General features: G+C 65.2%; 17 protein-coding genes. 8 read left to right on the top strand and 9 right to left on the bottom strand.

The genetic code is table 11. The features are described from left to right. Positions 1 to 197: 197 nt before the first annotated feature. The 3 genes from DYI37_RS12205 to DYI37_RS20230 form a co-directional block, all read right to left on the bottom strand. On the bottom strand, positions 198 to 1,628 hold the full coding sequence (locus DYI37_RS12205; protein ID WP_116683548.1) for a type II toxin-antitoxin system HipA family toxin: 1,431 nt from the start codon (positions 1,626 to 1,628) through the stop codon (positions 198 to 200). Further along, on the bottom strand, positions 1,625 to 1,876 hold the full coding sequence (locus DYI37_RS12200) for a helix-turn-helix domain-containing protein (RefSeq protein ID WP_116683547.1): 252 nt from the start codon (positions 1,874 to 1,876) through the stop codon (positions 1,625 to 1,627). The genes DYI37_RS12205 and DYI37_RS12200 overlap by 4 nt, the downstream gene beginning before the upstream one ends. A 500-nt stretch (positions 1,877 to 2,376) precedes the next feature. Further along, positions 2,377 to 2,586 (bottom strand): cytidine/deoxycytidylate deaminase family protein, encoded by a 210-nt coding sequence (locus DYI37_RS20230; protein ID WP_210209333.1) that lies wholly within the window; start codon positions 2,584 to 2,586, stop codon positions 2,377 to 2,379. 72 nt (positions 2,587 to 2,658) lie between these two features. Between DYI37_RS20230 and DYI37_RS12190 the strand changes: the two genes are divergently transcribed. From DYI37_RS12190 to DYI37_RS12175, 4 genes are all read left to right on the top strand, one after another. Next, complete coding sequence (locus DYI37_RS12190) at positions 2,659 to 3,240, top strand: hypothetical protein (protein ID WP_147307924.1); 582 nt, start codon at positions 2,659 to 2,661, stop codon at positions 3,238 to 3,240. Positions 3,241 to 3,383: 143 nt separating this feature from the next. Further along, positions 3,384 to 4,517 (top strand): SAVED domain-containing protein, encoded by a 1,134-nt coding sequence (locus DYI37_RS12185; protein WP_116683545.1) that lies wholly within the window; start codon positions 3,384 to 3,386, stop codon positions 4,515 to 4,517. 291 nt (positions 4,518 to 4,808) lie between these two features. After that, complete coding sequence (locus DYI37_RS12180; protein ID WP_116683544.1) at positions 4,809 to 5,153, top strand: type II toxin-antitoxin system RelE/ParE family toxin; 345 nt, start codon at positions 4,809 to 4,811, stop codon at positions 5,151 to 5,153. A 1-nt stretch (position 5,154) separates the two neighbouring features. Then, positions 5,155 to 5,448, top strand: coding sequence for a helix-turn-helix domain-containing protein (locus tag DYI37_RS12175; protein WP_116683543.1), 294 nt, complete (start codon positions 5,155 to 5,157; stop codon positions 5,446 to 5,448). A gap of 194 nt (positions 5,449 to 5,642) precedes the next feature. Here the strand turns inward: DYI37_RS12175 and DYI37_RS12170 are convergent, their stop codons facing one another. The 3 genes from DYI37_RS12170 to DYI37_RS12160 form a co-directional block, all read right to left on the bottom strand. Beyond that, entirely contained in the window at positions 5,643 to 7,409 is a 1,767-nt protein-coding gene (locus DYI37_RS12170; RefSeq protein ID WP_116683542.1) for a ThiF family adenylyltransferase, read from the bottom strand. Further along, positions 7,402 to 8,598 carry a nucleotidyltransferase domain-containing protein gene (locus DYI37_RS12165; protein ID WP_116683541.1) on the bottom strand — a complete coding sequence of 399 codons (1,197 nt, stop codon included), beginning with the start codon at positions 8,596 to 8,598 and terminating at the stop codon, positions 7,402 to 7,404. Before DYI37_RS12165 ends, DYI37_RS12170 begins: the two co-directional genes overlap by 8 nt. Before the next feature lie 230 nt (positions 8,599 to 8,828). Beyond that, complete coding sequence (locus tag DYI37_RS12160; RefSeq protein ID WP_116683540.1) at positions 8,829 to 12,812, bottom strand: vitamin B12-dependent ribonucleotide reductase; 3,984 nt, start codon at positions 12,810 to 12,812, stop codon at positions 8,829 to 8,831. A gap of 579 nt (positions 12,813 to 13,391) precedes the next feature. Between DYI37_RS12160 and DYI37_RS12155 the strand changes: the two genes are divergently transcribed. Then, positions 13,392 to 14,531, top strand: a complete 1,140-nt coding sequence (locus DYI37_RS12155) for a GAF domain-containing protein (RefSeq protein WP_342634942.1) — start codon at positions 13,392 to 13,394, stop codon at positions 14,529 to 14,531. 50 nt (positions 14,532 to 14,581) lie between these two features. Here the strand turns inward: DYI37_RS12155 and gpt are convergent, their stop codons facing one another. Further along, positions 14,582 to 15,079, bottom strand: a complete 498-nt coding sequence (gpt, locus tag DYI37_RS12150) for a xanthine phosphoribosyltransferase (RefSeq protein WP_116683538.1) — start codon at positions 15,077 to 15,079, stop codon at positions 14,582 to 14,584. Between the two features lie 111 nt (positions 15,080 to 15,190). Beyond that, entirely contained in the window at positions 15,191 to 15,928 is a 738-nt protein-coding gene (locus DYI37_RS12145) for a competence/damage-inducible protein A (protein WP_245413894.1), read from the bottom strand. 202 nt (positions 15,929 to 16,130) lie between these two features. Between DYI37_RS12145 and wrbA the strand changes: the two genes are divergently transcribed. The 3 genes from wrbA to DYI37_RS12130 all read left to right on the top strand — a co-directional run bounded on the left by wrbA (position 16,131) and on the right by DYI37_RS12130 (position 19,125). Further along, entirely contained in the window at positions 16,131 to 16,730 is a 600-nt protein-coding gene (gene wrbA, locus DYI37_RS12140) for an NAD(P)H:quinone oxidoreductase (RefSeq protein WP_116683537.1), read from the top strand. Between the two features lie 167 nt (positions 16,731 to 16,897). Then, on the top strand, positions 16,898 to 18,067 hold the full coding sequence (locus DYI37_RS12135; protein WP_116683536.1) for a pyridoxal phosphate-dependent aminotransferase: 1,170 nt from the start codon (positions 16,898 to 16,900) through the stop codon (positions 18,065 to 18,067). Next, entirely contained in the window at positions 18,046 to 19,125 is a 1,080-nt protein-coding gene (locus tag DYI37_RS12130; RefSeq protein ID WP_245413893.1) for an AbrB family transcriptional regulator, read from the top strand. The genes DYI37_RS12135 and DYI37_RS12130 overlap by 22 nt, the downstream gene beginning before the upstream one ends. 95 nt (positions 19,126 to 19,220) lie before the next feature. On the opposite strand, the gene DYI37_RS12125 is transcribed toward DYI37_RS12130, so the two are convergent. Continuing rightward, on the bottom strand, positions 19,221 to 19,525 hold a 305-nt coding region (locus DYI37_RS12125; RefSeq protein WP_116683534.1), incomplete at its 5' end, for an aminotransferase class I/II-fold pyridoxal phosphate-dependent enzyme.

Genomic DNA, 19,525 nt, shown 5'->3' with positions numbered 1-19,525 from the left:
GCATGGGGGCGATGGCGGCCGCTTGCCCGGGCGCGCAGGCGGCGGCGTCCCGCTCGGTGGATTCAGAAACCAGGCAAGCGGAGAGGCCCGATGAGGAAGATCGCGACCTCCCTGGCCTTGGCACGCGCCGTCTCGCCGCCCGTCCAGGCATTTGACCTCTCCTCCGTGGGTCCGACAACATCCTCCGCGCCGAGGCCCTACGTCCAGCTTGGTCCCTGCGTCTCAAACGTCGGTGCCGGATCGGCGGGCTTCGGTCGTGCGGCCAAGTCGACGCCCGCCGCTGCGGCCCATGCCTTCTCGACCCTGAACCGGATACCCTCGATCCGCGCGGCCAAGACCTTACCGACACGTGGGGCCACGTTCTCCGCCGCCTTGCCGAAGCCGTCGGTGGCCGTCAGGCAACGGTCGAGGCGCGAGGCGACGCCCCGCTTCTGGAGCCCGCACGACTTTCCGAACGCGAGGATCGCCTCCGGAAGCGTCGACGGGACGGCGCCCTCGTTGAAGGCGACGCCTCCGAACGACATCGACGAGACCATCTGGTGGCGGTGGTACTGCCGCATCGGCGCCGGGTCGTAGAGCGGCGACAGCCGCGAGCGCCCGCGCCGTCCGAGGAAAGCGTGGTTCTCGAGGTGGTTGTCGCCATTGCCCGTCAGCAGGCCCATCATCGTCCGCGTGAACAGGCGGTCCTTGTCGGCTTGGGGGTCGACGGAAATCCCGGCGCGGGGGTCGGACATCTTCGACAGGAGGTCCTCCAGAGAGGGCTTGAGGCCGTTCATCGACCAGCGGTCCTGGATCTTCCCGGCCGAGGCCGCGTACAGGGCAGTGAAGGCGCTCTCCATCGGGATCGGCAGCCCGTCCTTGCGGTCGAAGCGTTCGACGGCGAGCAGCTCGATCCCGTCCTCCGACACGAAGTGGCGGCGGCGCGGCCGGTCGTCGTCGAACCCGGCGAGAGCGTGGGCCGAGTAGGCGAGGTTCTCGAGGGCCAGCACCTCGGGATAGTCGGGCGAGCCGATCTTCACGAGGGCGTCGACCGTCCCCCCTCCGTCCCGAAGGATGCGCACGAGGAGCTTCGGCATCATGCCCATGACGCTCGGCTGCTCCTTGATGACCTCGGCGACCTTCTCGATGGCGATGGCGTCGGCAGTCGGCGCCGTCGCCTCCAAGACGAGGCGGACGACCGAACGGTCGGCGAGCTGCTCCATGGTGAGGCCCTCGGACGGGGTGCCGTAATGCGCCGCAGCCGCCTCGTCGCTGGCGAAGACGTCGAGGTGCCCGATGCCGTTCCGGCCGGCCATGACGAGCATGCGCCACTCGACGTCGGCGGCGCTTCCCACGACCGCGCCGTCGCGCTCGAGGATGCGCGTCAGCACCCGTCGCTGGAGGTTGCCCTCCGCGCGCGGCGGCACGAGCGCCTGGAGCATCGGCGGCAGGGGGTTGGCGTCGGTGGAGGCGTACTCGACCGTCCGGCCCGCGAGCTTGGCGGTGTCGTGGACCACTGAGAGGCCCGGGAGGTCGCCGCTGTCTGGATCGTAGGTGAACCGGACCCGGCCGGCCGCCTTCAGCAGCAGGCCTAGCTTTCGGGGTTCGCCGTACGCGGCGGTCCAGACGACCGCGCTCTGGTCGCTCATTCGGTCTCTCCGACGCCGAGGGTTCCCGTGGCAAGTGCTTCGAGGTAGTCGTCGTCTGGCACCAGAATCACTTTCATGCCGACGGCGGCCGCGAGGCGCTCGATCGTGTCGAAGCGTGCGCCGTTGCGCTTGCCGAGGCGTGAGTAGGCTTCCTTGGTGAGAGATGCCCGGCGCGCCAGTTCGGACCCGGTCAGGCCTTGGCGCTTCGCTTCCTTGCGGATGGTGTCGAGTGTGGATTCCAAGCTCATAGGTTGATCATTAAATCAACGAAGGGGTTTCATCAATGCCCAGTTGATACGATGATCAACGATACGCCATCGGCGGTCCGTCCGCCGCCATGCGCAATGCCGCCCGCATGACTCCTCGGTCCCGCATGACCCCTCGGTGAAGTATCTCGACTGGTACGTCGACGACCTCGCCTGGAAGGAGGATTACAGGCGAAAGGGCAACCGTTATCAGACCTTCGAGCTGTTGCAGCAGGCGCTGGGAGCGCCGACGTCACGGTTCCTGTGCGGCTACTTGCAGGGGAACCGCCCGCCACATCTCGTAAGGGAGAAGCCCGCCCCACGGCCCGCCTAGACGGCGACTTGCCATTCGCCAGGTCGGCCACGGGGCCGTCCACTTGGATGCCAGGCGCGACCTCGTTGATCGCGAGCGGTCGCATCGGGAACGGGGCTGCTCCCAGTTCCGCCTGCATGTCCATAGCTGCGATGCCGAGGAGAAGTTGGCGCTCCGCCCCAGTCCCACCCTAGCGTGGGCGGCGGAGCACATCGGACAGGGTTCCCCAGACGTGTCGACGGTTGGCCTCGCCGCCCCCGACTTGGTTGAACGCCTTGAAAAGGACGCCGCCGTCCCTGGACACGAGAGCCGACCCGAACGGTTCGTTCCACGCACGCAAGGCGTCGGACGCCACTTCGACGCAACGTTCGAGATGCTTCTGGTCAGGGTCGTCGATCATCGTGTCCCTTTCGGTCGTCATGTTGTCGGTTGCACGCCGTCGCCGAAACCTGCCATGAACGGGGAGGCGGGCATGACCGTGGACAGGGAACGTAGACGACTGGGCCGACACGACCAGCCGAGGCACCGACCGGGCGGAGAAGGGGAGGCACGGCGCGTCGTGCTGGACGACCACGAGGTCGAAATCCTCCGAAACCCGGACGCCGACCGGCGCGATTCCTTCAGCTGGTCGCTGGTTTCGAGCAGGAACGGCTACTGGTACGTCGTGGACTACGTCGGGACGCCGGAGCAGGCCGAACGCCTCGCCCGGGGCCTAGTGGCCCCGAACGTCGCCTCGCACGGGATCAGGACTGCCTTCGAGCTTCGGACGGTGAACCTCACCGCCGACGTCACGCTCGCGACCGGGCAGGCTTCCATCGAGTTGCCGCTGCTGCGGGTGCTGATCGTCCCCGACGACTCCCTCTTCCGGGCAGGGAACGTGCATCGACTTTCGCTCAACCCGGGTATCGTCATTCCATCGGACGCCGCCGAACGCAGTCGCAACGAGGCGCGGGGCAGGGAGTCCGCATCCTACGCGGCGGTCATCGAGGAACGGGACGCCCGCATGTGGCGGGCGTGCGGCGAGACGGCGGAACCGCCGACGACGTGCTACTGACGGGCGTTCCCGCCGCGTTGCCGTTTCCGGCCGCCGCGCTCGGGACGAGACTCCAGCGATCCGTCGTCGGCGTCGACAAACGGTGGTTAGACTGACACTCTGGGCTCCATCGGCGACTCAGACGACCGAGGGCGGGAGGATCGATGGCGAAGACGAACGTCGGGCCGAAGAAGCAGGCTGCCCTGTGGGCCCTCGCGGCGGGTCGTTGCCAGTACAGAGGTTGCAACCGGGAGCTCGTCGGCGACCTCGTCTCGGGCAACGAGGACGGCACCTTCGGTTTCGTCGCCCACATCGTGGCGGACTCCGAGAACGGGCCGCGCGGCGATCCCGTGCAGTCACCGCAGCTCGCGAAGGAGCTCGGCAACCTCATGCTGCTCTGCGCCACCCACCACAAGCTCATCGACGTGGAGGAAGTGGACGAGCACCCGGAGGACATTCTCCTCGAGATGAAACGCGAACACGAGGAGCGCATCGCGATCGTCGCGGACCTGGATGCCGACCGGGCCTCGCACGTCGTCCGCTTCGCCGCCGACATCGGCGGGAGCGAATCCCTCGTGTCGACGAAGGCGATCCTCTCCGCGATGCCGCCGGACCACCATCCGGCGTCGCGGCAGACCATCGACCTCTCGCTCGTGTCGTGTGCGTACAAGGACGACGAGGAGGACTACTGGCGTTTCCAGGCTGAGAACCTGCGTAGGCACTTCGACGCGAAGGTCAGGGGACGCGTCGAGATGCAGGAGATCCGCAACCTCAACGTCTTCGCGCTGGCGCCGCAGCCCCTCCTGATGGAACTCGGCCGTCTGATCGGCGACATCGTGCCCGCCGTGGTCCATCAGCGCCACCGCGAACCCGCGACTTGGCGGTGGCAGCCGGGGCAACCCGCGATTCCCTTTCTGGAGACCGTGCCCGGGGACGTAGCCGGACACTCGCCGGTCGCCCTCAAGCTGGCCCTCAGCGCGACCGTGATCGACGATCGCATTACAGCCGTCCTCGGGGACGACGTTGCCATCTGGTCCCTGACGGCCGAGGATCCGCACAACGACATCATGCGCCGGCCCAAAGATCTGTCGGAGTTCAAGCGGCGCGTCCGAAACCTCCTCGACCGCATCAAGGCTGTCCACGGAGAGGGCGCCGAGATCAACGTCTTCCCGGCCCTGCCGAACTCGGCGGCGGTCGAGTTCGGCAGGGTCCGGATGCCCAAGGCAGACCTGCCGATGAGGATCTGGGACCAGAACAGGACGCGCGGAGGATTCATCCCAACGCTGTGGATCCGTTGAGGTTCGGCTGGGAAGCACTTAATGCGTCTCCGCGCGGTAACGATGCGGATTTCCGACGGTGAGACCGGCATGGCAACAGGAACTCGTGGCTGAGCAACGTATTTGTGGTGCCGCTTGTCCCCGCGTGTGCGTCGTGTTTTGGAAACCCTTCAGGGTTGAGGAGTTAATGCTTTGTTCCCGGCGCCCGCATGAGTGTCGATCGGTACGGTGGCGGACGCGAACGCAAAATCTTTTCCGGGGGCAGGTTGGAACGCTTGCGCTGGGTGAACCTTATAAGGTACAAAGCATCAAGTGAAACGCATCAAGGCAGAATTCTTTGAGACCGACGCCGGGAACCTTCCCGTAAGGGACTGGCTCAAAGGTCTGAACGAGGCCGACTGTTGCATCGTGGGTCGCGACATCGCGACTGTCGAGTTCGGCTGGCCCGTGGGTATGCCGACCTGCAAACCTGTGCGTGGCGGTCTGCGGGAGGTTCGTTCTACGATCAAGTCCGGCAAGGTGGAGGCGCGTGTGTACTTCGCCATAGAGGGCGGCGTTATGCTCCTCCTGCACGGTCACGAAGGTAAGTCCGGCCAGGACGTAGCGATCGACTTGGCCATTTCGCGTCATAAAGCCCATAAAAGCAGGAAGAAATGAGATGAGTGATACTAAAGTTCATCAGGACACTTCTTTCGAAAGTTTTATCGACGAGCTTGGCATCCACGAGGAAGTGTACGGTGAGGCGATAAAGCGAGTTATCGCGTGGCAGCTCGAGAATGAGCGGGTTTCCAAGGGTGTGACCAAGGCGGCCATGGCGGCGGCCATGGGAACGAGCCGAACCCAGTTGTCCCGTGTCCTTGATCCCACCAACGTGAACGTCTCGGTAGAGTCGCTTGATCGTGCCGCGCGTACCGTAGGCAAGAAACTGGAGTTGAAATTGGTCGACGCCTGACTCGTGGATACGCCCCGCCGGATGTTCAGCCGTCAGGTGCGGGAGTGTGCTGATTGGGGTTTGCGCGTCGCCTCACGCGGTTGCCGACGTGTGGCAAGGCATGCCTAACGGCGCGATCGTAGTACGGGTGACGTCGTAGACAGACACCGGGCGGTCCCCAAGCCTTTGGTCAAACCCCGGGCGGCTTCGACCACCTAATGGCCCGTTCCCCATCTCCTCGTCAGCGAGCGCGAGCCGGGTTCACTACCTCCTACCAGTTCCAGCCACCCGGACGACCACGCTCCCCCCGCCGACTCTAGCACCTTCCGGGACCCGGTCCGGACGTGGTGAATGGAGTGTGTCGGCGGTGCCAGAAGGGTGTCGAGGGAACATTCCGCGATCAGTGCATTGATGGGCGCAAGTTCCACTGGTCCGTACGGTTCGTAAACGGCACCGCAGGCAGGCTCCCGCCTGGCGGTCGGGCTACGCGTCCACTCGGTGACGCGAACGTAAGGGCGGCCCGTGACATCAAGCCCGACCCTGAACGGCGCATCACCCGGGGCTATGCAGACTGCATGTCCCGCGCAGGCATGTGCTTCGGTCCATCCGTAGACTACGGGTGGAGCGGCGGCGCCCACAGCTTGGTGCCACTCGTCCAGCATCGCCTCCGCTGGCCAGTCACCCATCGCCGAAACGATAAGATCGCATCCGAGCAGCAGATCCTCCTTCTCCCGAAGAATCCAGTCGCTCCGTGCAACTTCGAAGGATACGTCGAGGTGGGGCAGGTCGCGTCCGAGCTTCACAGCGAGGGCCGTGGACTTTGGCAGGTCGACCTCGCCCATGCCGAGCGGGTGCCGCCCGACGTTCGACGCCTTGAGGACGTCCATGTCGACGAGCGTCAGGCGCCCGACGCCTGCCTGGGCCAGGAGGACCGCGACGGGGGCGCCAACGGAGCCGCAACCAAGGACGACGACGTGCGAGGCCCGCAGCCATCGCAAGCGCGGATCGCCGTCCCGTCCGTGGATCCAGGAGGGATCCGCGCGCTGCGCTCGAATCCTGCGGACGGGGGTGACGCCGAAGTACCGCCCGAGGGCGAGGGCCTGCGGGACGCGGTCGGGTCGGAAGCCCTGGGTCAGCGGATCGCGGCCCCGTTCGACGTCGGGCCGCCGCACCGACACCAGCGCGATGGCGGTCCCCGCGGTCGATGGCATCGCGATCGCCACGGGAAGCGCGTCCGGAAGGGTCGAAAGCGTCTTGCGCAGCAACTCGCCGCAGCCCGCCTCCTCGGCGAGCGCGAGGACGTCTGCCGCTGTATCCGGCATTTCCGCCGGCACGAGCGGACGGTCCAGCCGCAGGAGGAACGCAGTGCCGGTCTCGCCATCGCGGCGCGATGGCTTGCCGTAGAGGTTGCGCCGCCAGCGCTTGATCGTCTCGTCGTCCTCGGCCAGGAGAAGGTGGCGGCCTTTCCAAGCTCGCACCCATCGCGAGCCCAGCTCCGGATCGAGCAGGCTCAGCACGCGGACGCCTCCCAATGTCCTGGTCGCCGACCAGTAGGAGAGGATGTCCTCGCGGTGGACCTCGTCGCCGGCTGGCGTGCCGACCAGATGGCCGACGCCGAGCGCAAGCGCGAGGACGTTCGCCACCATGCCGACCGGATCGTCCGGCGAGAACGTGGTGGTGCCGGAGGCCAAGCATAGGTAGCCATCACGCTCGACGTTCGGCCAGGCACCGAACTTCGGCTCGTCGACCAAGCGGATCCGCGGGGGATCGAACGGGAAGCCCGCGCCCAAGAGTACGTCCACCAGCCTGACCGCGTCCGCCAGCTCGATCGGAAGCCGCCAACCGGCGACCGGCTTCGTCCGAAGCGACGACAGCTCGTCTGGGCGCAGGCGACGGACATCCGCGGAGTTCGCCTGCAACCACGCTTCGACCGCCCCTTCCGCGGAACTCCTTCGTTCCGCCAAGACAGCTCTGTCAGGCATTCCGGCCTCCGCCGGCGGCGCGGATCGACCTGGTGCTCGCCGCCGCCGCCGAACCGATCGTCGTTCCCGACAGGAAGGCCGGGGCGCCGATGCCCACGGCTCGGGCCCTAGCCTTCTCCGCAAGGCCGACGCCCACCCCGTCTTGGACCGCCTTGGCCATGTCCTGCTTGGCCGTCATGACGGCTGCGTTGTAGAAGTCGGCGCGGGCCTGTCTGAGCCACTCGTGGAACGCCGCCCTGCGCTCCGGATGCTTCCCCCACTTGTCGGCGAAGTTCTCCAAAGGGTCGGTCGGGTTCTTGATGTAGTCGACGCCGTTCACCGTCTCGATGAACTGGTCCATGCGCGAGAGGATGGAGACGAGCGCCTTGCCGATGGTCAGTTCGCCGCCGTAGGCATGCGCGGCAAGCGTCGTGATGATCACGGAGATCGGGCGCTCGTCCGGACGCTTGGCGAACATCCGGTCGCGGTGCCGCTTGAGGATCATGACCGCCGACTGGAGCGGCGTCCTGATCCTGAACGTCGGCATGTTCTCGACCTCGGCGCGGATGCCGTCCTTCCGCCGCTTGACCTCGACGGCAACGACCTTGGCGCGGAACCATTCCGAGTAGGCCTTCGGGTTGGACCTCGGCCAGTCACGCGTGAAGATGCGGTAGCCCTTGTCCTCACGGTCGGTAATCGAGATCGCCGTCTTGGCAACGGCCGCGTCGAGCATGTGGCGCTGGAGCAGGGCGCGCTGGTCCGCCTCGTCCGGGACAGCGGGCACGATGTCCATGTGGAACTGCGCGCCGTCCGCATACTCAAGGACCCAGCAGCGGCGCCCCTCGCGGACGGGCTTCGCCATCCCGTGCGCCTTCGCGTACAGCTCGATCTCATACCCGACGAGCCACTTGAGCTGCTCTTGGGTAAGGGAGCCCTTGTCGAGTAGGCGGAGCACGCAGACCGAGTCGACGTCGTAGTCCTCAGCCTCCGTCCAAGGGCGGATGGCCGTGCCGAGGCGGAACGACCCTTGGACGTAGATCTGGGGGTCGTAATGGCGGATGGTCGACTCGGGCCGGCCGAACCAGTCGCCGAGAGAGTGGAAGCGGGAGTCCGCATGCTCGTACCGGGAGCGGGGGATCTCGAGCTCCTGGGCCATGGCCTCGAGGAAGCGCTCGGCCTCCGGAGTGATGATGCCGATGATGGCGTTCATGTCTTTTCAGCCTTCTGCCGTGATGCGCCGGTCCCCCGACAGCGCTTCATTGATCCCTGTTTGTTCCTTTATGCATTCCTGCGCGACAGGTGCCGCGCAGGTTAAGCTGTTCTATAGGCTTCGCTTTCGAGCGTTGATCGAACTAGGTTTTTCTTCCTAGCATCTCAACGCCACTTACAACTTTGGTTCCGATTCCACAACTTTGGTGTTTCCGACACGCTGCTGACAGATCACGAGCAGCCGCTTGTCGATCCGCAGGTGTCGCATTTCAGGCAGGTGCCGTTGCGGACCATGGAGTAGTTGCCGCATTCGGTGCAGCTGTCGCCGGTATAGCCTTTCATCATGGCGACGGCTCGCCGTTCGCCTGCGGTGGGGGCAGCCGCCGGCGCGACGGCGCTGGCGGTTTCGGCCGGTGCGCCGGAGGTGTCGCGGGCCGCGGGCCGGACGGGGGCATCCGACAGGTTGGAACGGTCCCGCGCGGTCGCCTCGAAAGCGAGGGGCTGGTCGAAGAGACCCTGGGCCGGCGAGCGGTCGGCGATCGGCGCGGGGTCGGAGACGGGGGCCGTCTCGTAGTCGCGCTTGAACGCTGCCGATTGCCCGCCCTTCGTGCCCGAAGCGATCGAAACCGGTCCGGCGCTCTTGGCGGCCGCGACCGCGCCCGGCTTCGTGCCGATCTGCGCGACATTCGACGGAGCCGACGCCTTGGCCGTCGGGGCAGGGGCTCCGAGCGGACGGACCTGCCCGGCATCCTTGGACGCGCCCTCCTTCAGCGAGCCCTCCTTCAGCGAGCCTTGAGGCTCGTTCGAGGAGACGACGCGGAACTTGGACGTCTGGCCGCGCACCATTCCGGTCGAAATCGGCGAGGGGGCAGGCTTGTCGCCTTCCACGCCCCGGCCGACCGAGGAGGCTCCGAAATCGTCCGGCTGCACATGGGCGAGATCGTGCCGCTCGAGATAGGAGACGGCGAGTTCGCGGAAGATGTAGTCGAGGATCGAGGTGGCGTTCTTGATGGCCTCGTTGCCCTGGACCATGCCTGCCGGCTCGAAGCGGGTGAAGGTGAAGGCCTCCACATATTCCTCCAGCGGCACGCCGAACTGCAGGCCGAGCGAGATGGCGATGGCGAAGTTGTTCATCATCGCACGGAAGGCTGCGCCCTCCTTGTGCATGTCGATGAAGATCTCGCCGAGACGACCGTCGTCGAACTCGCCCGTGCGCAGATAGACCTTGTGACCGCCGACGATGGCTTTCTGGGTGTAGCCTTTGCGCCGGTTCGGCAGCTTCTCGCGGTCGCGAACCACCTTCTCGACGATGCGCTCGACGATGCGCTCGGCGATCTGCACGGCCTGCTCCTGCTGGGGCGCTGCCATCAGCGCGGCGGTCACCTCCTCGACCGTGTCGTCTTCGTCCTCGTCATCGGAGATGAGCGAGGCGTTGAGGGGCTGGGAGAGCTTGGAGCCGTCGCGGTAAAGGGCATTGGCCTTCAGCGCGAGCTTCCACGAGAGCATGTAAGCGGCGTTGCAGTCCTCGACGGTCGCATCGTTCGGCATGTTGATGGTCTTGGAGATCGCGCCCGAGATGAAGGGCTGGGCCGCCGCCATCATGCGGATATGGCTTTCGACCGAAAGATAGCGCTTGCCCAGACGGCCGCAGGGATTGGCGCAATCGAACACCGGCAGATGCTCGGTCTTGAGATGCGGCGCACCCTCGAGGGTCATGGCGCCGCAGACATGGACGTTCGCGGCCTCGATATCCTTGCGGGAGAAACCGAGGAAGGGCAGGAGCTCGAAGGTGAAGTCCGCGAGCTGCTCGTCGGAGACTCCGAGCACGTCCTTCATGAAGTCGTCGCCGAGCGTATAGCGATTGAAGACGAACTTGATGTCGAAGGCCGAGGTCAGCGCGCCGTTGACGGTCTCGATCAGCGCATCGGTGAAGCCCTTGGCCTTCAGCGAGCCGGGATTGATCGCGGGCGCCTGGTTGAGATTGCCGTGGCCGACCGCATAGGCCTCGATCTCGGCGATCTGGCTTTCGGAATAGCCGAGGGTGCGAAGGGCCTCCGGCACGGCGCGGTTGATGATCTTGAAGTAGCCGCCGCCAGCGAGCTTCTTGAACTTCACCAGCGCGAAGTCGGGTTCGATGCCGGTCGTGTCGCAGTCCATCACGAGACCGATCGTGCCGGTCGGAGCGATCACCGAGACCTGCGCGTTGCGATAGCCGTTCTTCTCGCCGAGTTCGACGGCTTCGCTCCAGGCAGCCTTCGCCCGGGCCGAAAGGCGCTTGTCGGCAAGGTTTGCATGGTCGAGCGGGACCGGGTCGACGGCGAGCTTCTCATAGCCGTTGGCGATGCCCTGAGCGGCCCTTGCATGGTTGCGCACGACGCGCTGCATGGCCTCGGCATTGCGCTCGTAGTCCGGGAAGGCGCCCAGTTCACCGGCCATCTCGGCCGAGGTCTTGTAGGCGATACCGGTCATGAGCGCGGAGATGGCGCCGCAGATGGCCCGGCCTTCCCGGGAATCATAGGGAATGCCGCCGGACATCAGGAGCCCGCCGATATTGGCGAAGCCGAGACCCAGCGTGCGATAGTCGTAGGACAGGCGCGCGATCTCGCGGCTCGGGAACTGCGCCATGAGGACGGAGATCTCGAGGACGATCGTCCACAGCCGGGTGGCATGCTCGAAGGACGGCGTGTCGAACCGCTTGGTCTCGCCGGTGCGCTCGACGAACTGGAGGAGGTTGAGCGAGGCGAGATTGCAGGCCGTGTCGTCCAGGAACATATATTCCGAGCACGGATTGGACGCACGGATCGAGCCGGCGGCCGGGCAGGTGTGCCAGTCGTTCATGGTGGTGTTGAAGTGGAGGCCCGGATCGGCGGACGCCCAGGCGGCGTAGCCGATCTGATCCCACAGTTCACGCGCCTTGACGGTCTTGGCGACCTTGCCGTCGGTGCGGCGGATCAGCTGCCACTCCTCGTCGTTCTCGACGGCGCGAAGGAAGTCGTCCGTGAGGGAGACCGAGTTGTTGGAGTTCTGGCCGGCGACGGTGAGATAGGCCTCGGAGTCCCAGTCGGTGTCGTAGACCGGGAATTCGATGTCGGTATAGCCCTGGCGGGCGAACTGGATCACGCGCTTGACGTAGTTCTCGGGAACCTGCGCGTTCTTGGCGTCCTTGATGGCGCGCTTGAGGGCAGGGTTCCTGGCCGGCTCGTAGCAGTCGCCTTCCGGCCCTTCGCAGTTCACGCAGGCCGCGATGATCGCCTTGAGATGCTTGGAGACGGTCTTCGATCCGGTGACGAGGGCGGCGACCTTCTCCTCCTCGCGAACCTTCCAGGAGATGTACTTCTCGATATCCGGATGGTCGATGTCGACGACGACCATCTTCGCGGCGCGGCGCGTCGTTCCGCCCGACTTGATGGCGCCGGCGGCCCGGTCACCGATCTTCAGGAAGGACATGAGGCCCGAGGAGCGACCGCCGCCGGACAGGCTTTCGCCTTCGCCGCGCAGATGCGAGAAATTCGAGCCGGTGCCCGAGCCATATTTGAAAAGACGGGCTTCGCGAACCCAGAGGTCCATGATGCCGCCTTCGTTCACGAGATCGTCGGCGACGGACTGAATGAAACAGGCATGGGGCTGCGGGTGCTCGTAGGCGGATTCGGACGCGCGCAGTTCGCCGGTGCGGAAGTCGACATAGTGATGGCCCTGGCCGGGACCGTCGATGCCATAGGCCCAGTGAAGACCCGTGTTGAACCATTGCGGGGAGTTCGGAGCCACCTTCTGGGTGGCCAGCATAAAGGCGAGCTCGTCACGGAATGCGGCGGCATCCTCCTCCGAGGCGAAGTAGCCACCCTTCCAGCCCCAGTAGGTCCAGGTGCCGGCCAGGCGGTCGAAGACCTGTCGGCCGTCCATCTCCGAGCCGTAGCGCTCGTCTTCGGGCAGCTCGGCGAGGGCATCGGTATCTGCGACGGAGCGCCAGAGGAAGGAGGGAACGTCGTTCTCCTCGACCTTCTTCAGGCGAGCCGGCACGCCGGCCTTGCGGAAATATTTCTGGGCGAGGATATCGGACGCGACCTGACTGAACTGCGCCGGAACGTCGATATCGGCGAGCCTGAAGACCACGGATCCGTCCGGGTTCTTGATCTCGCTCGTCGCCTTGCGGAATTCGATGCTCGCATATGCGCTTTCACCGGCCTTGGTGTAGCGGCGTTCGATAGTGATGCCCATGACGGCTCGATTCCCTTAAGATGTTCAGTAATGGCGGCGGCGTATGAACGGCAGGAAGCGGCATGTGACGACCCCTCCGCCGAGGGGATATCGGCATGCTACAAGATGTATCCAGTCGTCACGGCCTTGCCGCTACATATAGTAGATCGAGAGTGCTTAATCGAGTCTGAATCTCGAACCCCGGACCCTCGGCGATCTCCGGTCCACGAGCTGCGAAATGCCGATCGCGGACGAGGACAACCCCTGTAGAGCTGCCCCGAAGGATAGATTCGCGGGCCGATTCGGACAATTTGAAAGATCGCACTGTCCCCAGTCTTTCCGGGACATGCAGAAGTCTGTGGATATCTTCGGGCGCTAGCCTCGGGTTCGGAAGAGCCTTTTTCGATTTGGCGACCGGGAGACGTCCGCCGAGCCCGGCGCAGAAGCCTTCTCGATGCGAAATGCATAGCGGGTGCGCAAGAGGGCGGGTTTGCCATATTGGTGGCCAGTTCGCGTGAACAGTGATTCACAAACCGGTTCCTCGTAGAGTTTGGGCTTCCAAGCGATGGCCCTGGACGGTTCGAACGAAGGAACGAGACACTGATCGACTGGAGCATCATCGGACCCGAACCGGAGAGGGAGTTCGATCGCGTCACGGCTCTCGTCCGACGATTGCTGGATGTCCCGGTCGCCTATCTCACCCTTGCCGGAAACCGGAGGAAGACGGTCGATCCCGAAGCGGGTTTCGAGGAGGCCTGGTCGCAGATGCTCGAGGCGCCCTCCAACCGCGCCCTGTGCGAGCGCGTCACCCGGTCGGGAGAGGTCGTCGTCATCGCGGACATGTCATGGGACGGCTGGGTGCGGGCCGAACCGGCGACCGGCGAGATGTCCGTGCGAGCCTTTATCGGTGTTCCCCTCCGCCTCTCATCGGGGAACGTGATCGGGTCTCTCTGCGCCATGGATACACGGGTTCGCGACTGGTCGGCGGACGACCTCTCCTTGATGCAGGATTTTTCGGAGATCATCATGCGCGAGGTGGCGCTCCGCACGGAGGTGGAACGCCGCAAGGCCGCCGAAGAGGAGACACGTCTCGTCGCGCGCGAACTCCAGCACCGTTCGCGAAACGCCTTCTCCATTCTCCAGGCGGTCATCTCCCTTTCCATGCGCGATGCCGGGCTGACATCGCTGAAGCTCGAAATCATCGATCGGATCTCCAGCGTCGCGGCGACCCAGGAACTCATCGCCGAGAGTGAAGGCGGGACGATCCTCCTCGACGCCATTCTCGCGCGCGAACTCGCGCCGTTCACATCCCCGGATCGCTACGACGCATGGGGGCCGCCGGTCGAGGTGACTGCGAACGAGGCGGTCTTCCTCTCCATGATCATCCATGAGCTGGCAACAAACGCCGTGAAGTACGGCGCTTTGCGAAGCTCTTCGAAAGGGCGCCTCGATCTGTCCTGGGACAAAGAGCCGGGCGACGAGGAAAAGCTCCTGTCGCTCGAATGGCGTGAGAGCGGTCTCGATCTGGCGGCGGCGCAGCCGAGCGGGAACGAGCCTCGCGGCGGCTTCGGCTCCGAACTTCTGGATATCCTCGTGATGAACCAGCTGAGGGGTTCGATCGAGCGGATGGCGAAGCCGGATGGATTGACGATCGCGCTCGAACTGAGATTGTCGCGGCCCTTCAAGCCGGCACCCGGCGTCAGTTCGACAGAACAGTCGGATAGCCGCGAAAGCGCGTGACTGCGGGACCCTCAAGTCAGGGACTCATGCTCCTTGGGATACCGAGCGGGTTACCCCTTGGAGTCCTTGCTGATCGGAGCCTGAAACGTGAGGCCGAGATCCCAGGGGAAGAAGATCCACGTGTCCTGACTGACTTCCGTAATGAAGGTGTCGACCATCGGACGGCCCATGGGCTTGGCGTAGACGGCTGCGAAATGAGCCTCGGGCAACATGTCGCGCACGATCTTGGCGGTCTTGCCCGTATCGGTCAGGTCGTCGACGATCAGAACATTGCGCCCGCCATCCGCGGTCAGTTCCTCGGAAACGCCCTTCAGCACCTGGAGCCGGCCCTGCTCGGTGTATTCGTGATAGGATGCGACGCAGACCGTTTCGATCATGCGCACGCCGAGTTCACGCGCGATGATGGCTGCCGGCACGAGCCCGCCACGCGTGATGCAGACGATCGCCTTGAAATCGGTTTCCATGCCGGCGAGCCGCCAGGCGAGGGCGCGCGCATCGCGGTGGAACTGCTCCCAGGAGACGGGGAAGGACTTCTCGACTGTCGACATGGCTTACTAAAGTCCCGACCTCTGAAAATTCGCTGGAACCGAAAACGAGATCGAAGCGATAGTCGTCTTTTGGTGGCCGTTGCAAGACCCCGTTCGTCGGTATGCCGGACGTCATCCCATTTCGGCGAGAAGCGCACGCACGGCGCTCTCGGCCTCGTCGAGCTTATCGCGATCGCGTGAGCGAAGAACGATCTCCGTCGTGTACCGTCCCTCGGAAAAGCGTGGATAGGAGCCGATCGAGACGCCGTCTCTTGCCTTCGCGATGCGGGCGAGCGCATCGCCGATATCACCTTCTCCGTAAGGGCAGGGCACCGAACGGCTCTCGATCGGCCGGCCATGCGGGATAGTCGCCATCAGATTGTCGAGCATCGCCTGGAAGACGTGGGGCACGCCCGCCATCACATGGACGTTCTCGACGGAGAAGCCGGGTGCGGTGGAGACCGGATTGTCGATGAGGCGCGCGCCCTTCGGCGTCCGGGTCATCCGGCGCCGGGCTTCGGTGAACGGCATGTCGCGGCCGGCGTAATAGGCCTCGAGCCGCGAGACCGCCTCGGGATGTTCCTCGACGGGCAGGCCGAACGCCACGCCGATTGCATCCGCCGTGATGTCGTCGTGGGTCGGACCGATACCGCCGGAGGTGACGACCAGATCGTAGCGCCCGCGCAGGGCGTCGACGGCCTCGACGATCCGCGCCTCGACATCGGGAACGATCCGCACCTCCATCAGGTCGATTCCCGCAAGCGTCGCAACCTCGGCGAAGTGACCGATATTCTTGTCCTTGGTCCGTCCGGAGAGAATCTCGTCGCCGATCGCCACCATGCCGGCGGTGAAACTGTCTGTGTCGCTCATTGAAGGATCCGGTGCTCGGTGAAACGTGGAACGACAGATCGCCTTCGGCGGGCGAACGTCAATCACGGAGTTGAGGGGATCGAGCCTCGATTCGCCCTCGAAAAGGTGACGTTGCGTTCCCTCGACCGGACCTTATCTCGCCCGGGACGGCCTGCTAGATCGGCCATGAACACACCGAAAACACAACCGAGAGGTGACGGCAATGACGAAGGTTCTGGTGCTTTACTATTCGAGCTACGGCCATGTGGAAAAGATGGCGGAGGCTGTCGCCGAGGGCGCCCGCGAAGCCGGTGCCGAGGTCGACATCAAGCGCGTTCCGGAAACGGCACCCAAGGAAGTGGTCGAAGCGGCCGGCTTCAAGACGGACTCGTCCCATCCCGTCTGTGAAGTCGAAGAACTGGCGAATTACGACGCGGTCATCGTCGGCTCGCCGACCCGTTTCGGTAATATGAGCTCCCAGATGCAGTCCTTCTGGGATCGCACCGGCGGCCTCTGGGCCAAGGGTCAGCTGATCGACAAGGTGGGCGGCGCATTCACGTCCACGGCCTCCCAGCACGGCGGTCAGGAGACGACGCTGATCTCCATTCAGAAGGTGCTCCAGCATCACGGCCTGATCGTGGTCGGGCTTCCCTATTCCTACGACAAGCTGACCGTGATGGACGAAGTCATCGGCGGCACCCCCTATGGCGCCTCGACGCTCGCCGGCGGAGACGGATCGCGTCAGCCGAGCGAGATCGACCTGGGCGGCGCACGATTCCAGGGCAAGCGGATCGCCGGCATCGCGGCCAAGCTCGCGAACTGATCTGCGTCATTCTCGTCGCAATCGAGGCGGCGCGCCGACCGGCAGGGTCGGCGCGCCGCTTTTCGTTCATCCTGCCGTTGGAGTGGGCCGGCTCTTGAGCTAGCAAGCACGAGCGTGGCCGCAGACGCTTCGCCACATGCCATCGGCCGTCACCCGGAGATCGTTCCATGTCGCACACCTCCCGCCTCAGCGCCCAAGCTCTTGCCGCGCCCGCGAGCGGCATCGTCGCCGTCATGCAGCATGCCTTCGGGCGCGAGGGTGTCGTTCCGCTCTGGGCGGGAGAGGGCGATCTCTCGACGCCCGCCTTCATCAGCGATGCGGCTGCGGCGAGCCTCGCCAAGGGCGAGACCTTCTATACCTATCAACGGGGCCTGCCCGAACTGCGCCAGGCCCTCGCCGACTACACGCAGACCCTCTACGGCCGGCCGCAGTCGCCCGATCGCTTCTTCGTGACGGGATCGGGCATGCAGGCGATCCAGATCGCCATCGCGGCTCTCGTTCAGGCCGGCGACGAGGTCGTGTATTTCGGGCCGGCCTGGCCGAATTTCGCGGCGGCGTCCGAGCTTGCGGGAGCGCGTGCGATCGAGGTGCCGCTCGAACCCGTCGACGGAGCCTGGAGGCTCGATCTCGACAGGCTGCGTTCGGCGGTCGGCGCAAAGACCAGGGCGATCTTCGTCAACTCGCCGTCGAACCCGACCGGATGGACGGCGAGCGAAGAGGAACTGCGGGCCATTCTCGCGATCGCGCGCGAGAGCGATACGGCGATCATCGCCGACGAGATCTATAGCCGCTTCTACTATGCAGGCCGGCGAGCGCCGTCCTTTCATGACGTGATGGAGGACGGCGATACGGTCCTCTTCGTCAACTCCTTCTCCAAGAACTGGGCGATGACCGGCTGGCGGGTCGGATGGATCGAGGCGCCGGCGGAACTCGACGAGGTCCTCGCCAATCTCATCCAGTATTCGACCTCCGGCGTCGCCGCCTTCATGCAGCGCGCGGCGATCGCGGCGCTCACGCAGGGAGAATCGTTCGTCGAGGAGCAGATCGCGCGGGCGCACGAGGCGCGCGATCGGTTCTCGAGGCGGTTGATGGCGACCAATCGGGTCTCGCTCACGCCGCCGGCCGGTGCATTCTACGCGTTCTTCTCGATCGACGGCGTCACCGACACCCGTGCGGCCGCATTCCGCATCGTCGACGAGGCAGGGGTCGGTCTTGCGCCCGGAACGGCCTTCGGTCCTGCGGGACCGCAATTCCTGCGCGCCTGCTTCCACCGCCGGCTCGACGAAGTGGATCTGGCCGCCGACCGGATCGCCGAATGGATCGTCAGAAACACGTGATGCGTTTCGACGGGTATCAGACCATAAAGGTCCTGGCGACGCTGGCGATCGCCGGCGCCGGAGGCCTCCTCGCATCCGCACTCTCGCTTCCCGTGGCTTGGCTGCTGGGCCCCATGGTGGCGGTCGCAGTGGCAAGTGCGACAGGTCTCGATACGCGGCTGCCGAATGCGCTCAGCCAGGTCGCCTTCTTCGTCCTCGGCGTTCAGGCCGGCTCCGGCGTGACGCCCGACGTGGTCGGCCAGATCGCGATCTGGCCATTCTCCTTCGCGATCCAGATGGTGGGTGTGTGTCTCATCACGCTCGCGACCTATGCCTATCTCCATTTCGGGCTGAAGTGGAACCACGAGACCTCCCTCTTCGCGAGCCTGCCCGGAGCGCTCGCTTTCGTCGTCGCTGCCGCCGAGGATACCCGCACCGATATGCAGCGGATGCTCATCGTGCAGACGGCGCGGCTCCTCCTCCTGATCGGAGCGCTGACGCCATTTCTCGGCTGGCTGGAGGGTGGTGGGGCCACGGAGGCGGCGACACGTGGCGAACCGGGCTCGCCGTCGCAATATGCGCTTCTTTTCGCCGTCAGCCTCGTCGCCGCGCTTCTCGGACGGATGCTCCGGATACCCGGCGGCCTGATGCTCGGAGCCCTCATCGGCAGTGCCGCGATCCATGCGAGCGGCGTGTCGGAGGTTGCCGTTCCGAGCGCGATCGCACTGCCCTGCCTCGTCCTTCTCGGAACGCTGATCGGCTCGCGTCTTTATGGGATCGAGCGAAAAGCGCTTCTTTCCCTGATGCCGATATCGATCGTCTGTTTCCTGATCGGGATCGCCTTTTCGGCGCTGGCCGGTCTCCTCGCCGTCCTGACCCTGCCGCTGGAGCCGGGAAAGGTGGCGCTCGCCTATTCGCCCGGGGCGCTCGAAGCGCTCACGGTCCTCGCCTTCCAGTTCGATATCGATCCGGCCTATGTCGCAGCCCACCATGTGGTGCGCTTCATGGGCATCGCCTTGATCGTGCCGTTCCTCGCAAGTCGCGTGAAGCGAAGGCGCGCAAGGCTGGAAGACCAATAGGCAATAAAGGCGGCGTCAGGCTGAGAGCGGGCGAGAGCAGGCCGAAGACCCTTTTGCGATTCACCCATGGCTCCAGGGTCGTTCGGACCGGCAGGTCAGCCGCCGGCCTTGGAGACCACGAGCGGCACGGCGTCGACGACATCTTCCCGGGCGTGTGGGCGATCCGATTGGAACGGGATGCCGATGGCGTTCCAGGTTTCGACGAGGGCGGCCTTCAGGTGATCGATGCGGGCATCGTCGTGGAGCGGCGTCGGGGTGATGCGAAGGCGTTCCGTGCCGCGCGGGACGGTCGGGTAGTTGATCGGCTGGATATAGATGCCGTGACGGTGGAGAAGATGGTCCGAGGCCCGTTTGCACAGGTCCGGATCGCCGACGAGAACCGGCACGATATGGGTGTCGG

It is taken from the genome of Fulvimarina endophytica (genome assembly GCF_003403015.1).
In the GTDB taxonomy this organism is placed as follows: domain Bacteria; phylum Pseudomonadota; class Alphaproteobacteria; order Rhizobiales; family Rhizobiaceae; genus Fulvimarina; species Fulvimarina endophytica.
Note: the sequence above shows the minus strand (reverse complement) of the source record. Positions and strands in the feature narration are given on the sequence as shown.

Excerpts from the sequence above, each read along its gene's own strand:
- DYI37_RS12185 (WP_116683545.1), top strand. The coding sequence starts at position 3,384 with ATGGCGAAGACGAACGTCGGGCCGAAGAAGCAGGCTGCCCTGTGGGCC.
- DYI37_RS12200 (WP_116683547.1), bottom strand. The coding sequence starts at position 1,876 with ATGAGCTTGGAATCCACACTCGACACCATCCGCAAGGAAGCGAAGCGC.
- DYI37_RS12135 (WP_116683536.1), top strand. The coding sequence starts at position 16,898 with ATGTCGCACACCTCCCGCCTCAGCGCCCAAGCTCTTGCCGCGCCCGCG.
- DYI37_RS12190 (WP_147307924.1), top strand. The coding sequence starts at position 2,659 with ATGACCGTGGACAGGGAACGTAGACGACTGGGCCGACACGACCAGCCG.
- DYI37_RS12175 (WP_116683543.1), top strand. The coding sequence starts at position 5,155 with ATGAGTGATACTAAAGTTCATCAGGACACTTCTTTCGAAAGTTTTATC.
- DYI37_RS12130 (WP_245413893.1), top strand. The coding sequence starts at position 18,046 with ATGGATCGTCAGAAACACGTGATGCGTTTCGACGGGTATCAGACCATA.
- DYI37_RS12170 (WP_116683542.1), bottom strand. The coding sequence starts at position 7,409 with ATGCCTGACAGAGCTGTCTTGGCGGAACGAAGGAGTTCCGCGGAAGGG.
- DYI37_RS12205 (WP_116683548.1), bottom strand. The coding sequence starts at position 1,628 with ATGAGCGACCAGAGCGCGGTCGTCTGGACCGCCGCGTACGGCGAACCC.
- gpt (WP_116683538.1), bottom strand. The coding sequence starts at position 15,079 with ATGTCGACAGTCGAGAAGTCCTTCCCCGTCTCCTGGGAGCAGTTCCAC.
- wrbA (WP_116683537.1), top strand. The coding sequence starts at position 16,131 with ATGACGAAGGTTCTGGTGCTTTACTATTCGAGCTACGGCCATGTGGAA.
- DYI37_RS12165 (WP_116683541.1), bottom strand. The coding sequence starts at position 8,598 with ATGAACGCCATCATCGGCATCATCACTCCGGAGGCCGAGCGCTTCCTC.
- DYI37_RS12145 (WP_245413894.1), bottom strand. The coding sequence starts at position 15,928 with ATGAGCGACACAGACAGTTTCACCGCCGGCATGGTGGCGATCGGCGAC.
- DYI37_RS20230 (WP_210209333.1), bottom strand. The coding sequence starts at position 2,586 with ATGATCGACGACCCTGACCAGAAGCATCTCGAACGTTGCGTCGAAGTG.
- DYI37_RS12160 (WP_116683540.1), bottom strand. The coding sequence starts at position 12,812 with ATGGGCATCACTATCGAACGCCGCTACACCAAGGCCGGTGAAAGCGCA.